The organism is Sphaerisporangium viridialbum (assembly GCF_049674955.1).
In the GTDB taxonomy this organism is placed as follows: Bacteria; Actinomycetota; Actinomycetes; order Streptosporangiales; family Streptosporangiaceae; genus Sphaerisporangium; species Sphaerisporangium viridialbum.
Genome location: NZ_CP187232.1, coordinates 1,741,421 through 1,756,898 on the forward strand (window position 1 = coordinate 1,741,421; position 15,478 = coordinate 1,756,898).

At 74.4% G+C, this 15,478-nt stretch carries 4 protein-coding genes; all 4 read left to right on the forward strand.

Annotated features, from left to right (window positions below):
• Positions 1–4,845, forward strand: a complete 4,845-nt coding sequence (locus ACOZ38_RS07910; RefSeq protein ID WP_424529451.1) for an SDR family NAD(P)-dependent oxidoreductase — start codon at positions 1–3, stop codon at positions 4,843–4,845.
• Entirely contained in the window at positions 4,838–14,245 is a 9,408-nt protein-coding gene (locus ACOZ38_RS07915; RefSeq protein WP_424529452.1) for an SDR family oxidoreductase, read from the forward strand. The genes ACOZ38_RS07910 and ACOZ38_RS07915 overlap by 8 nt, the downstream gene beginning before the upstream one ends.
• A 67-nt stretch (positions 14,246–14,312) precedes the next feature.
• A complete protein-coding gene (locus tag ACOZ38_RS07920; protein ID WP_405145065.1) occupies positions 14,313–15,185 on the forward strand; it encodes a 3-hydroxyacyl-CoA dehydrogenase family protein in 873 nt (290 codons plus the stop codon).
• A 33-nt stretch (positions 15,186–15,218) separates the two neighbouring features.
• Entirely contained in the window at positions 15,219–15,476 is a 258-nt protein-coding gene (locus tag ACOZ38_RS07925) for an acyl carrier protein (RefSeq protein WP_405145066.1), read from the forward strand.
• The last annotated feature ends 2 nt before the right edge of the window (positions 15,477–15,478 follow it).

Genomic DNA, 15,478 nt, shown 5'->3' on the forward strand with positions numbered 1-15,478 from the left:
ATGGGGACCGAGGACAAACTCCGCGACTACCTCAAGCGCGTGACCGTCGAACTGACCCAGACGCGCCGCCGTCTCGCCGAGGCGGAGGACCGGGGCCATGAGCCCATCGCCATCATCGGGATGGCCTGCCGCTACCCCGGGGGCGGCGACACGGTCGAAGGGTTCTGGGACCTGCTCCGCGAGGGCAGGAGCGCCGTGACCGAGGTGCCGGCGTCACGGTGGGACATAGACGACTACTACGACCCCGACCCGCGCTCCCCCGGCGGCGTCTACACCCGGTACGGCACCTTCCTGCCCGACGTCGCGGGCTGGGACGCGGAGTTCTTCGGCATCTCGCCGAGGGAGGCCCTGCGGATGGACCCGCAGCAGCGCCTCCTGATGGAGCTGGCCTGGGAGGGGCTGGAGAACGCCGGCACCTCCCCGTCACGGCTGGCGGGAAGCCGCACGGGCGTGATGGTCGGCTTCATGGACAGCCTCCAGTACGGCCGGCTGCAGCTCGAACGGCAGGGCGGGGACGCGCTCGCGGACCCGTACCTCGGCCAGGGCTCGGCGTACAGCGTCGCGGCCGGGCGCATCGCCTACCAGCTCAACCTGTGCGGCCCGACGCTGACGGTCGACACGGCGTGCTCCTCATCGCTGATCGCGGTCCACCTGGCGGCGGAGGCCCTGCGGCGCGGCGAGTGCGACCTCGCGATCGCGGCCGGCGCGTCGCTGACCCTCCACCCGTCCAGCTTCATCCAGGCGTGCGCCGGGTCGATGCTGTGCGCGGACGGGAAGTGCAAGACCTTCGACGCGAGCGCCGACGGCTACGTCCTCGGCGAGGGCGGCGGCGTCGTGGTGCTGGAGCCGCTGTCCAAGGCGATCAAGAACGGCCGGCGGATCCGGGCGGTGCTGCGCGGCTCGGCGGTCAACCAGGACGGCCGCAGCAACGGGCTCACCGCGCCGAACCGAGGCGCTCAGGTCGACGTCATCAGCAGGGCGCTCACCGCCGCCCGGGTGACCGCCGACGACATCGACTACGTGGAGGCGCACGGCTCCGGCACCCACCTGGGCGACGCGATCGAGCTGTCCGCGCTGCACGACGTCTTCGGCAGGCGGTCGCCCGAGCGCCCGCTGCGGGTCGGCGCCGTCAAGACCAACATCGGTCACACCCAGGCCGCGGCGGGCGTCGCCGGGCTGATCAAGACGGTCCTCATCCTCGAGAACAAGCTGATCCCGCCCAACCTGAACCTCTCGGAGCCGGCGGCGGCGATACCGGAGGACGGCAGCGTCCAGCCCGTCACCAGCGCGGTGCGGCTACCAGGCGACGGCGCCCCCCGCCTGGCGGGCGTCAGCTCGTTCGGGTGGTCGGGGACGAACGCGCACCTGGTGCTGGAGGCCGCGCCGTCCCCCGAGGAGCCGGCCGCCGTTCCCGGCGGCCCGGGCATCGCCTCGGCGCGGGTGCTCACGGTGTCCGCGTCGAGCGGCTCAGCCCTGCGCGAGCAGGCGGAACGCCTCGCGGCCCGGCTGACCGAGCTGCCCGAGCCCTCCCTGGCCGACGTCGCGCACACGCTGCGGGCCGGCCGCGCCGAGCACGACCACCGGCGCGCCCTGGTCTGCGCGGACCTCGGGGACGCCGTCCGGCTGCTCCGGCGCACGGCCGCCGAGGGCGGCGGGTACCGCACGAAGGGACACCCCCGGGTCGCGTTCCTGCTGCCCGGCGTCGGCGACCAGTACCTGGGCCTCGGCAGGGAGCTGTACGACAGGGAGCCGGTCTACGCCGAGGCGGTCGACCGGTGCATCGAGCTGGCCGGGGAGCGGGCGGGCGTGGACCTGCGGCCGGTGTTCTTCCCTGACCTGGACGTCCCGGCCCAGCGCCCGGCGACGGGCGACCTCGCGGCGCTGCTCGGCCGGGACGGCGCCGGGCAGGAGCGGGCCGACGACCCTCTGAGCCACGCCGTGATCGCGCATCCGCTGATGTTCACGGTCGAGTACGCGCTGGCGAAGCTCCTCGCGCACTGGGGAGTCGCGCCGGACATGCTGGTCGGCTACAGCCTGGGCGAGTACGTCGCCGCCTGCCTGGCCGGGGTCTTCTCGCTGGAGGACGCGCTGCACGTGGTGGTGGAGCGGGCCCACCTGATCAGCGCCGCCCCCGCGGGCAAGATGGTCGCGGTCGCCGCGGGCGAGGACCGGGTCCGCGCCGTGCTCGCGGCCAGTGGCACCGAGGTGGACATCGCGGCGCTCAACGGCCCGTCGATGACGGTGCTCAGCGGCATCCCCTCGGAGGTCGACGCGGTGAGCGCCCTGCTGACCGGTGACGGCGTCGCCTGCCGCCCGCTGCGCTCCGCGCACGCCTTCCACTCGTCCCTGCTCCGCCCGGCGCGCGAGAAGCTCGCCGCCCTGCTGGACTCGGTGCCGCGCCACGCGCCGAAGACCACCATCGTGTCGAACCTCACCGGCGAGCCGCTGACCCCCGAGCAGGCGACGAGCGCCTCGTACTGGGCCGACCAGCTGGTCAGCCCGGTGCGCTTCGCCGACAGCGTGCGGCACTGCGTGGCCAGGGAGGTGGACGTGTTCGTCGAGCTGGGCGCGGGGCAGACCCTCGGCGGCCTGGTGCGGCAGAACATGGCGAGCGGTTCTGGCGCGGCCGTGCTCGGCACCCTGCCCGCGCGCTGGACGGCGGGCGAGCGCGGGGACGCCCGTACCGAGCTGCTGGAGACCTGCGCGCGGCTGTGGGAGCTCGGCGTCGGGGTGGACTGGGAGCTCACCGGCCCCGGCGGAGGCAAGATCATCAGCCTGCCGTCCTACCCCTTCCAGCGGACGCGGTTCTGGCCTGAGCCGCTGGACCCGGGCCACGTCGCCCCCTCGATGCGGCCGACGGGGCACTCGGAGCCCGCGGACTTCTGCTTCGCCCCGGTCTGGCAGCAGGACGCCACGCGCGGCGTGCCGCCGATCGGCACCCCGCTCCGCCTCCCCGGCCCGCTGGTCGTGTTCACCGACCCCGGCGGCATCGGCGGGGCGCTCGCCGACCTGGCCGCCGCGGGCGGCACCGAGGTGGTGGAGGTGGTCGCCGGCACCGGGCTGCGGCGCGAGGGCCGGCGGATCGTCATCGACCCCGCGGTGCCCGCGCACTACGGCGAGGTGTTCGGTACGGTCGCGCAGGCGAGCGGCCCCGTGCACGTCGTGCACCTGTGGAGCCTGCTCACCACCGCGCTGAACCCGGGGTACGCAGGCGACGAGGAGCTGCGTGACGCGATCCGGCACGGCTTCGACAGCCTGCTGCTCGCGGTCCAGGCGTTCGACGAGCTGCCCGCGCGACAGGGCGTCCGGCTGCTGACAGTGAGCCAGGGCGCCTCGGAGATCCTCGGCGGCGACGCGCTCGCCCCGTACCAGGCCGTGGCGCACGGGCTCGGCCGGGCGGTGCGGCACGAGTACACCGGCCTGACCTGGAGCGGCGTCGACCTCGACCCCGAGGACTCCGGCGAGGGGCTGAGGGAGCGCGCGTCCGGCCAGCTCGCGTACGAGCTGCTCCGCGAGCCCGAGCAGGGCGAGGCGATCGCCGCGCACGACACGCTGACGGGCTGGCGCCGTGGCCGTCGCTGGCAGCGGACCTGGGGAGACGCCCCAGAAGGGCAGGCGGGGATCCCCTGGCGCGCCGACGGCGTGTACCTGATCACCGGCGGCGCCCGGGGGCTCGGAATGGCCCTGGCCAAGCACCTGCTGAGCGAGGGCGTGCGGCGGTTCGCGCTCGTCGGCCGTACCCCGCTGACGCGAGACGCGGAGCCGGAGCCCGGCGGCCGCGCGGAACGCAGCCTGCGCGACGTCGCCGAGCTGGAGGCGGCGGGCGCCGAGGTGCTCCTGCTCACCGCGGACGCCGGGGTGCCGGACCAGCTCAGGGACGCGCTGCGCCGCTGCCGCGAACACTTCGGCGCGCTGCACGGGGTCATCCACGCCGCGGGCGTGCCCGCAGGAGGGATGGCGCAGCGCAGGACGCCCGCCGAGGCAGGCACGGTGCTCGCCCCGAAGGTCCTCGCGATGGGACCGCTGGCCGAGCTGGTGGGGCCGCGGACGCCCGCCGAGCAGCGGCCCGAGGTGCTGGTCCTGTACTCCTCGGCGGTGACGGCCTTCGGCGGCATCGGCGAGGCCGACTACTGCGCGGCCAACACCGTGCTCGACGCGTACGGCGACGCGCTGTCGGCGGCGGCGCCGTCGACCAGGGTCGTGTCGGTCGCCTGGGGACCTTGGCGGCACGACGACTGGCAGGCCGAGGCGATGAAGGGTGCGGGCGGGCTCGCCGAGCGGGTGCGCTCCTACCGCGAGCGGTACGGCTTCGCCGACGACGCGGGCTGCGCGCTCCTCGACCGCATCGTGGCCGGCGGGCACGGCAGCGTGCTGGCGGTGCGCCAGCCGCTGCGCGAGGTGCTGCGCGACTGGTCGGCCATGGTCGACATCGACGCGCTCGTCGGCGCGGCCTCGGCCGTGCCCAGAGGCGAGAGGTTCCCCCGGCCGCAGCTGCGCACGGACTACGCGGCCCCGCGCACCGAGCCGGAGACCAAGATCGCCGAGGTGTGGGGGGCCTACCTGGGCATCGACCAGGTAGGCATCCACGACCCGTTCTTCGACCTCGGGGGCAACTCCCTGGTCGGCATGGCCATGGTGCTCGCCATCGAGAAGGAGCTCGGCGTGCCGATCGCGCCCGCGGTGCTCTTCGAGCATCCGACCGTCGCCGCGTTCGCCGCGGCGGTGGACGGTGCGGGGGGCGACGACACCGCCGCACGGCAAGCACTCACCAGCAGTTCGGCTCGGGGGCAGCGGCGGCGCCGTGCCCGTTCCAGCACCCGGAATGAGGACGGTAGACGTGACTGACGATATCGCCGGAGAGACCTCCGGCACCGACATCGCGATCGTCGGGATGTCGGGGCGGTTCCCCGGGGCATCCGGCGTCGCCGAGCTGTGGACCAACATCCGGGCCGGCCTGTCGGGGATCACCCGGTTCACCGACGAGGAGCTGCGGGCCGCCGGGGTGCCCGAGGACCTGCTCCAGGACCCGAGCTACGTGAAGGCCGGCGCGGTCATCGACGGCGTCGAGCTGTTCGACGCGGGCTTCTTCGGGTTCAGCCCCAAGGAGGCCCAGATCCTAGACCCGCAGCAGCGGCTCTTCCTGGAGCACAGTCACGAGGCGCTGGAGGACGCCGGCTGCGACCCCACGCGCTTCGACGGCGCCATCGGCGTCTTCGGCGGCGGCGCCTGGAGCTCCTACCTGCAGAACAACCTGGTGCCGAGCGGGATCAGCTCCGTCATGGGCGAGCTGGCGGTCGGGCTCGCCAACGACAAGGACTCGCTCACCACCCGGGTGGCGCACACCCTCGGCCTGTCGGGACCCAGCTACGGGGTGCAGAGCTACTGCTCGACCTCGCTCGTCGCGGTGTGCGCCGCCGCCACCAGCCTGGCCGGCTTCGAGTGCGACCTCGCGCTGGCCGGCGGCGTGGCGGTCGGCGTGCCGCAGAGGGTCGGCTACCTGTACCAGCAGGGCGGCATCGCGCCGCCGGACGGCGAGTGCCGGGCGTTCGACGCGGGCGGCCTCGGCAGCCCGCTCGGCAGCGGCGTCGGCGTGGTCGCGCTGCGCCGGCTGGAGGACGCGCTCGCCGACGGCGACCAGATCTACGCCGTCATCCGGGGCTGGGCGGTGAACAACGACGCGGGGAAGAAGGTCGGCTTCACCGCGCCCGGCGTCCAGGGCCAGGCCGCCGTGATGGCCGAGGCGCTCGCGAGCGCGGACCTCACGCCCGCCGACATCGACTACGTCGAGGCGCACGGCACCGGCACCGCGCTCGGCGACGCCGCCGAGCTGGCGGCGCTGCAGCAGGTGTTCCGCGACGAGTCGTGCCTGATCGGCTCGGTCAAGACCAACGTCGGCCACCTCGACCGGGCGGCGGGGGTGACCAGCCTGATCAAGGCGGCGCTCGCCCTGCGCCACGACGAGATCCCGCCCACCCGCAACCTCGCGGAGCCGAACCCCCAGCTGCACGCGGGGGAGGCCCGCCTGGAGGTGGTCACCGAGCTCAGGACCTGGCCCAGGGAGCCGGGACGTACCCGCAGGGCCGGGGTGAGCGCGTTCGGCATCGGCGGCACCAACGCCCACGTGGTGCTGGAGGAGGCGCCGATCGTCCCCCGGCCGGAGGCGACGCCGCGTCCCGAGCTGCTGGTGTGGTCCGCCAGGACCGCCGCCGCGGCCGACGCGATGACCGAGCGGCTCGCCGGTCACCTCGCCGACGAGGCCAGCCCGCACCGGCTGTCCGACGTGGCGCACACCCTGCAGACCGGGCGGCGGCTCTTCGGGCACCGCCGGATGCTGGTGGCCGGAAGTGTGGACGAGGCCGCCGCGGGGATGCGTGACGCCGGGGTGCTGTCGCGCGCGGAGAGCCGTACGGACCGGCAGGTCGGGTTCCTGGTGGCGGGCACTGGAGAGCAGTACCCCGGGATGGCCGCCGACCTCTACGGCACCGAGCCGGTGTTCAAGGCGGTGCTGGACGAGTGCCGTTCGGTGCTGCGGCGGCGGATGGGCGGGGTGGACCCGCTCGCCGAGATGCTGCGGCCCAGGCAGGCCCCGGACGCCGATGGCGGGCTCGGCCGGCTGCTCGGCCGCGAGGCCACGCCCGCCGGCGGCGACACGACGCCCACCGAGCTGCTCCACCCGGCGCTGTTCGCCGTGGAGTACGCGCTGGCGCAGCTCGTACGGTCGTGGGGCGTCGAGCCCTCGGTGGTGGCCGGGTACAGCCTGGGAGAGTACGTCGCGGCGTGCCTCGCGGGCGTGCTGTCGCTCGAGTCGGCGCTGGCGCTGGTCGCCCACCGCGCGCACCTGATCGGCGGGCTGCCCGAGGGCGCGATGAGCGCGGTGCCGCTGAGCGCGGACGACCTGCGCGACCGCCTCGTACGAGCGGGCGTGGCCGGGCTGGACGTGGCCGCGCTGAACGGTCCCGAGCTGACGGTCATCGCCGGGGAGCCGAAGGCCATGGAGGCGGCCAGGGCGTTCCTTGCGACCGAGGGGGTGCCGTGCCGGCCGCTGGCCACCGGCCACGCGTTCCACTCGCGGATGCTGGAGCCGATACGCGCCGAGCTGACCGGCTGGATCGCCGCGAACATCACGCTGGAGGCGCCGCGCATCCCGTACATCTCCAACGTCACCGGCACCCTGGCGTCCGCCGGGCAGGTGACCGACCCCGGGTACTGGGCGGAGCACATGTGCGCCCCCGTGCGGTTCGACGCGGTGCTGGGCACGCTGCTGGAGCAGGGCGAGATGGCCCTGCTGGAGATCGGCCCGGGCCAGTCGCTCGGCGCGATGGTGCGCGGCCACCGCGACTGCCCGCGCGACCGCTGGCCGCTCGTGGTGCCCGCGCTGCCCGCCGCCGCCGATCCGCGGCCCGCCGGCGGCGTTCTCGCCGAGGCGGTCGGACGGCTGTGGCTGGCCGGCGTGCCGGTCGACTGGGCGGGATACCAGAAGGACCGCCCCGTCGCCAAGGTGGGGCTGCCTGCCTACCCGTTCCAGCGGGAGCGCTACTGGGTCGACCCGCCCGCCGGGCACACCGCCCAGGCGGCCGGGCTCGCCACCGGCCCGGCCGGCGCGGCCGGGCCCGAGCGGGCCACCGCCCATGTCCAGGTGATGGTCCCGCACTGGACCCCGGCCGAGCTGCCCGCCGAGGCGCAGGCCCTCGCCCGGTGCGTCCTGGTCGCCGATGGCACCGGAGTCGCCGACGCGCTGGAGCGGACGCTGCGCTCCGCGGGCACCGAGGTGGTGACGGTGCGGGCGGGCGATGCCTTCGCCGAGGTGGCGGGCGGCTACGTCCTGGACTTCGGGTCCGCGGACGACCACACCGCACTGGTGAGCCGGCTCGCCGCCGGCGGGCCGGTCACGATGGTGGACCTGCGCATGCTCGACGGGGGCGGCTCCGGCCGCGACCCCGGCCAGGCCGTGCTCCCGTTCTCCCGGATGCTGGACGCCTGGGGCAGCGACGCCGCGGGCAGCGCGAGGGTCATCCTGGTCACCCAGGGCGGCCAGGCGGTGGCCGACGGCGAGAGCCCCTCGCCCGGCCACGCCGCCGCCGCCACGCTGCCGCTGGTCGCCAACCAGGAGTACCTCAACCTCGACTGCCACGCCGTCGACCTCGACGCCCAGGTGGCGCCCGCCGAGGCCGCGGAGGCGCTGGCCGCCGAGCTCCGGCGGCCGGCCGGCGACGTGCTGGTGGCCTACCGGGACGGCCGGCGCCACGTGCGCGGGTACGTCCCGGCGGCGCGAGAGGAGGGGGAGAACAGGCCGGGGATCCGGTCCGGCGGGACGTACCTGGTGACCGGCGGGCTCGGCGACGTCGGCCTGCTCGTGGCCGAGCACCTGGTGCGGTCTGGCGCGGCCCGGCTCATCCTCACCAGCCGCGGTGGCGTCCCGGACACGGCGGGCGACCCGCGTTACGAGGGGGTGCGGCGGCTGCGCGCGCTCGGCGCCGAGGTGCTGACCCCGAGGGTCGACGTGACCGACGCGGACGCGATGCGCGCGGCGCTCGCGGAGACGCTGCCCGGCGACGTCCGGCTCGACGGCGTCATCCATGCCGCCGCCGAGACGGGACGCGACACCTTCCGCTCCCTGCACGAGCTGGACGCGAGGGCCGTCTCGCGGCACTTCGGCGCCAAGGTGGGCGGCGCCCTGGTGCTGGACGAGGTGGTCCACGAGCTCGGGCCGGAGCGGGTGCCCGACTTCTGCGTGCTGTTCTCCTCGACGTCGTCGCTGCTGGGCGGCATCACCTTCGGCAGCTACGCGGCGGCCAACGCCGCGCTGACCGCGATCGGTCACCGCCGCCACATCAAGTACCAGGACGGGCGATCGCCCACCCGGTGGGTGACCGTGAGCTGGGACACCTGGTCCTGCACCCTGGAGCGCATCGAGGGCGGGATCGGCGCCGCGATGGCCGCCCACGCCATGAGCACCGAGGAGGGCCTCGACGCCCTCGACCAGGTGCTCGCCGGGCACGGGCCGAGCCTCGTGGTGGCGGCGGGCGGCCTGGACGACCGGCTGCCCCGTGCGATGGCCGCGCCGGAACCCGGACCGGGCGACGGCACCCGGTTCCCCCGGCCCGAGCTTCCCCAGCCGTACAGCCCGCCGCTGAGCGCGACCGAGCGGGAGCTCGCCGGGCTGTGGTCGGACGTGCTCGGCATCGAGCCGGTCGGCACCAGGGACAACTTCTTCGACCTCGGCGGCAACTCCCTGGTCGCGCTGCAGATGCTCGCCCTGGTGAAGAAGCGCTTCGGCATCGCGGTCCCGACCGTGATGCTCTTCGAGGCCCCGACGGTGTACACGCTCGCGGGCATCCTCGACGAGAAGGGCGCCGCGGCCCCCCGGCCCGCGCCGGCCCGCGCCAAGGCCACGGCGGCGGCGCGCGCCATCGCGACCGCGCGGCCCGAAGGGCCTGGAGCGGTTCCGGTGGACGACCGGCGCATCGCGATCGTCGGCATGGCGGGGCGCTTCCCCGGGGCGGACGACGTCGGCGCGTTCTGGCACAACCTGCGGGAGGGCGTCGAGTCGATCAGCTTCTTCTCCGAGGACGAGCTGCTGGCCTCCGGGGTCGAGCCGGAGCTGATCAAGGACCCGTCGTACGTGCCGGCCCGGCCGGTGCTCGACGACATCAGCGGCTTCGACGCGGCGTTCTTCGGCATGAGCCCGCGCACGGCCGCGCTCACCGACCCGCAGCAGCGGGCGTTCCTGGAGGTGTGCTGGCAAGGGCTTGAGCAGGCCGGGTACGCGGCGCCTGAGCACCGGGGCAGGGTCGGCGTGTTCGGCGGCACCAACATCAGCACCTACCTGCTGCAGATGGGCGAGCGCCTGCTGGACGAGGACGAGGGCGTCAGCCACTACGAGATCATCATGGGCAACGACAAGGACGCCCTCACCACCCAGGTCTCCTACCTGTTCGACCTGTACGGGCCGAGCGTGGCGGTGCAGACGTTCTGCTCCACCTCCCTGGTGGCCGCGCACCTCGCGGTGCAGAGCCTGCGCAACGGCGAGTGCGAGCTGGCGCTGGCCGGCGGGGTCTCGATCCGGGTCCCCGACCGGGTGGGGCACCGGTTCGGGCCGGGCGGCATGGAGTCGCCCGACGGCCACGTGCGCACCTTCGACGCGCAGGCGCGCGGCAGCATGTTCGGCGACGGCGCCGCCGTGGTCGTGCTCAAGCGGCTCTCCGACGCGCTGCGCGACGGCGACCACGTCTGGGCGGTGATCCGGGGCTCGGCGATGAACAACGACGGCGCGCTCAAGGTGGGCTACACCGCGCCGAGCGTCGTCGGCCAGGCCAGGGTGATCGCCGACGCGATGGCGGACGCCGGGGTCACCGCGGAGGACATCAGCTACATCGAGGCGCACGGCACCGCGACCGAGCTGGGCGACCCGATCGAGGTCGCGGCGCTGACCCGCGCGTTCGGCCCGACCCGGGACAAGCAGTACTGCCCGATCGGCTCGGTGAAGACCAACGTCGGGCACCTGGACCGCGCGGCGGGGGCGAGCGGGCTCATCAAGACCTCGTTCGCGCTGTCGAACAAGGTGATCCCGCCCAGCCTGCACTACACCAGCCCGAACCCCGAGATCGACTTCGAGGACAGCCCCTTCTACGTGAACGCCGAGCTTTCCCCCTGGCGCACCCGCGAGGGCCGGCCGAGGATCGCGGGGATCAACTCGCTCGGCATGGGCGGCACCAACGTCCACATGGTGGTCGAGGAGGCGCCCGCCCGGCCCGTCGCCGCGCGTGCGGACTCCGAGTCCGCCCGCCGCTACCAGGTGCTGCCGATCTCCGCGCGCAACGCCACCGCCGCCGACCAGGCGTGCGAGCGCCTCGGTGCGCACCTGCGCGCCGAGCCCGGCACGCGGCTGGCCGACGTGGCGTACACGCTCCAGGTCGGGCGCAAGACCTTCGAGCACCGGCGGGCCACCGTGACCGCCACCGTCGAGGAGGCCGCGGCCACGCTGAGCGGGGAGTCGGCGGAGCCCGGCGTGCTGAGCCGCGTCGACACCGTCCAGGGGCGCCCGGTGGCGTTCCTGCTCGCCGGGGTCGGCGAGCAGTACCCCGGGATGGTGGCCGAGCTGTACCGGCGCGAGCCGGTGTTCCGCGCCACCCTCGACGAGTGCCTCGCGCCGCTGCGCGAGGCGCTGCCGGATGTGGACCTGACCGACCTGCTCGCCGGCGAGCGCGGCGGCGGCCTCGGCCTCGCCGCCCTGCTGGGGCGTGGGGGCTCCGGCGGCGCCGACGGGCGGGTCGCCGCCCTGGAGCGCACGGAGGTTGTCCAGCCCGCGCTGTTCGCCCTTGAGTACGCGCTGGCGCGCACGCTGATGACCTGGGGCGTGACTCCGCGGATCATGCTGGGCTACAGCCTCGGGGAGTACGTCGCGGCGTGCCTGGCCGGAGTGCTGTCGCTGCAGGACGCCATGGCCCTGGTGGCGCACAGGGCGAGGCTGATCGCCCAGGTGCCGGCGGGCTCGATGGCCGCGGTGTCGCTGCCCGCCGAGGAGCTGCGCCGCCGGTTCCGGCTGGAGGAGCGCGGCCTGGACGTCGCCGCGGTCAACGGCCCGCAGGTCGTGGTCGTCGCCGGCCCGGTGGAGCCGATGGACCTGCTGGTCGCCGACCTGCGGCGCGCCGAGATCGCGTGCCGCCCCCTTACGACCACGCACGCGTTCCACTCGCGGATGCTGGAGCACCTGAGCAGTGAGCTCACCGACTGGGTGAAGGCCAACATCAGGCTCAACCCCCCGGAGCTGCCGTACATCTCCAACCTCACCGGCGAGCTCGCGGAGGCTGACCTGGTGTGCGACCCGGCGTACTGGGCCCGCCACATGTGCGGGACGGTGCGGTTCGCGGCCGGCATCGACACCCTGCTCGCCGACCAGGAGCTGGCCGTGGTGGAGATCGGCCCGGGCCAGTCGCTCGGCGCCCTGATGCGGGGCGCGGGCTGCCCGCCGCAGCGGTGGCCGTTGATCCTCAACGCGCTGCCCGGCGGGAGCGACGGCCGCCCCGACGACGCGGTGCTCGCCGGCTGCCTCGCCCGGCTGTGGCTGGTCGGCGCCGACCTCGACTGGACCGCCTACCACGGCCGCCACCCCGACGCCGAGGCCGCCGACCCGGCTCTGCTGCCCGGCCGGGTGCCGCTGCCGACCTACCCGTTCCAGCGCCACCGCTACTGGATCGACCCGCCGGCCCGCGCCGGACGCCGGGGCCGGACGCCGGGCGCCCTCGCGCTGCCGGGCGAGGCCCCCGACCCCGCCGACCTGTTCGAGGCGATCACGAGCCTGCCCAAGCTGCCCGAGGACCAGTGGCTCTACCTGCCGGTCTGGCGGCAGACCGCGGCGCCCGCGCCGGCCGGGCGGCAGCCCGCCTCGTGGCTGGTCTACACCCGAGAAGGCGTGGCCGACGACGTGGTGGCCGAGCTGCGGCGGGCGGTCGCGGAGACCGGGGCGTCCATCAGCCTGGTACGGCCCGGCGAGGCGTACGCCGCGACCGGCGACGGCCACACGATCAGGCCGGGCAGCGTGCAGGACACCCTCGCCCTGCTGCGCGACCTGCGCGCGGCCGGCCGTCCCCTTTCGCGGGTGGTGCACCTGTGGACGCTCGGCGAGGCGCCCGGCGACTCCGCCGTCCGGTACGGCCTGCACACCCTGGTCGCCCTCGCCAGGGCGGCGGCCGAGTCGGGCACGGACGACTGGTCGCTGGACGTCGCGGTCTCCGGCACCCAGCAGGTGCTGCCGGACGACGTGTCCGACCCCGACGGCGCCACGCTGATGGGGCCGTGCCTGGTGATCCCCCTGGAGTACCCGAAGGTGGCCACCCGGCTCGTCGACCTGGAGGCGTCCCCTGCCGCGCCCGTGCTCGCCGGCCTGGTGGCCGAGCTGCGGCGGCCGATGACCGACCGTACGGTCGCGCTGCGGCACGGCCGCCGCTGGGTGCCCGGGTACGAGACCATGGCGCCGCCCGCCGCCGACACCGGGGTGCTGCGGGAAGGCGGCGTCTACCTGGTCACCGGCGGGCTCGGCGGCATCGCGCTCGGCATGGCCGAGCACCTCGCCCGCGACTGCCGGGCCAGGCTGGTGCTGCTCGCCCGCCACGGGCTGCCGCCGCGTGAGGCGTGGGCCGGCATCCTGGCCGGGGGACCCGGCGCGGAGGCCTTCGACGAGGCCACCCGGCGGCGGGTGGCCAGGGTCAGCGAGATCATCGCGCTCGGCGCGGAGGTCGAGATCGTCACCGGCGACGTGAGCAGCCCCGAGGACGTGCGGCGCGCGGTCGAGGTGGCAAGGGAGCGCTTCGGCGCCCTGCACGGCGTGCTCCACGCCGCCGGGGTGCCCGCCATGGGGCTGATGCAGTTCAAGCGCCCCGAGGAACTGGACGCGGTGCTGGCGCCGAAGATCGCCGGCACGCTGGCCATCGCCGAGGCGCTGCGCATCGGGAAGCCCGACGAGATCGAGCTGGACTTCCTGGTGCTGTTCTCCTCGATCACCTCGGCGACCGGCGGCGGGCCGGGCCAGGTGGACTACTGCTCCGCGAACGCCTTCCTGGACAGCTACGCGTACCGGCTCGCCGACTCGGGCAGGCGGGTGCTGTCGGTCGACTGGGGGGAGTGGACCTGGAACGCCTGGGAGGCGGGCCTGGCCGGGTACGACGACGAGCTGCAGAAGTTCTTCAGGGAGAACCGGGCGCGCGTCGGCATCGGCTTCGAGGACGGCTGGCGGTCGCTGCTGCGCGCGCTGGCCTCCCGCGAACCGAGGGTCGTGGTGTCCACCCAGGACTTCCCGACGGTGGTGCTCGGCAGCTCGCGCTTCAACCTGGAGGCGGTGACCTCGCCCGCCATGGGCGGCGCGGCCGGCGAGCGGCACCCCCGTCCGGAGCTGGTCACCTCCTACCAGGAGCCCTCAGGCCCGGCGGAGGAGACGATCGCGGCGATCTGGTGCGAGTCGCTCAGGCTCGACCGTGTCGGGGTGCTGGACAACTTCTTCGAGCTCGGCGGGAACTCGCTGCTCGGCGTCTCCATCGTGGCCGCCCTGCGCCGCGAGTTCGAGCTGGACGAGCTCCCGCCGCACATCCTCTACGAGGCGCCGACGGTGGCCGCGCTCGGCGTGACCATCGAGGCGCTGACCTCGGGCGCGACGCCGGCGTTCGCGAACGCCGACGGCGGCAGCCAGGTACGCGCGCAGCTCCGCCGGTCGGGCCTCGAAGCCTCGGCGGCCCGCAGGCGCGGCCGATAGCACCACCAGCAAGGGCGCCGGCGGATGGCATGCCGGCATGGCGGTAACGACGAGAAACGGAGTGGTCATGACGGTTATCGGCGTAGTGGGCGCGGGTGTCATGGGCGTCGGGGTCGCCCAGAACCTGGCGCAGACCGGGCACGAGGTGGTCCTGGTCGACAAGGACGAGACGATCCTCAAGGAGGCGCTGGCGACCATCCGCCACAACAGCCGCATGAGCCGGCTGATGGGCGGCCCCGCCCTCGACCCCGACGAGGTGCTGGCCCGGATCACCACCGCGGTCGGCGCCGAGGGGGCGGCCAAGGCCGACGTCGTCATCGAGAACGTCACGGAGAACTGGGACGTCAAGCGGGAGGTCTACGAGACCCTCGACGCGGTCTGCGGGCCGGACACCGTGTTCGTCGTCAACACCTCCGCGATCCCGATCACCAAGGTCGGGGCCGTGACCGGGCGGCCGGACAAGGTGATCGGCGTCCACTTCATGAACCCCGTGCCCGCCAAGCCGGCGGTCGAGCTGATCCCCGGCTTCCACACCTCGCAGGAGACCATCCAGCGCACCAGGGACCTGCTGACCGCGATGGGCAAGAAGGCCATCGACGTCAAGGACTCGTGCGGGTTCGTCTCCAACCGGGTGCTGATGCTCACCGTCAACGAGGCGGCCTTCCTCGTGCACGAGGGCGTGGCCGACGCGGCGTCGGTGGACGAGGTGTTCCGCAGCTGCTTCGGGCACCCCATGGGGCCGCTGGAGACCGCCGACCTGATCGGCGTCGACACGATCCTCTACAGCGTGGAGGTGCTGTACGAGCACTACTCCGACAGCAAGTACCGGCCGTGCCCGCTGCTGAAGCAGATGACCGACGCCGGACTCCACGGCCGCAAGACCGGCCGGGGCTTCTACACCTACGACGGCGCCAGCCGGCCCGTCGGCTCGACCTTCTAGCAGCACCCCGACACTCGAAAAGGGAGCCAGTAAATGTCTGACAACGCGAAGGACCAGATCCTCGATTTCGTCCGTAGCCGGTACCCCCAGGCGGAGATCACCGAGTCCCAGGACATCTTCGCGCTCGGGTTCGTCAACTCGCTGTTCGCGATGGAGCTGGTGATGTTCGTCGAGAAGACCTTCGGGGTCACCATCCCGAACGAGGAGCTGCGCATCGACAACTTCCGCACGGCGGACTCGATGGCCGAGCTGGTCGCCCGGCTGTCGTCGGACCTCGCCGTCCAGGTGTGACG

Coding starts and splice junctions, on each gene's coding strand:
- ACOZ38_RS07910 (WP_424529451.1), top strand. CDS start 1: ATGGGGACCGAGGACAAACTCCGCGACTACCTCAAGCGCGTGACCGTC.
- ACOZ38_RS07920 (WP_405145065.1), top strand. CDS start 14,313: ATGACGGTTATCGGCGTAGTGGGCGCGGGTGTCATGGGCGTCGGGGTC.
- ACOZ38_RS07925 (WP_405145066.1), top strand. CDS start 15,219: ATGTCTGACAACGCGAAGGACCAGATCCTCGATTTCGTCCGTAGCCGG.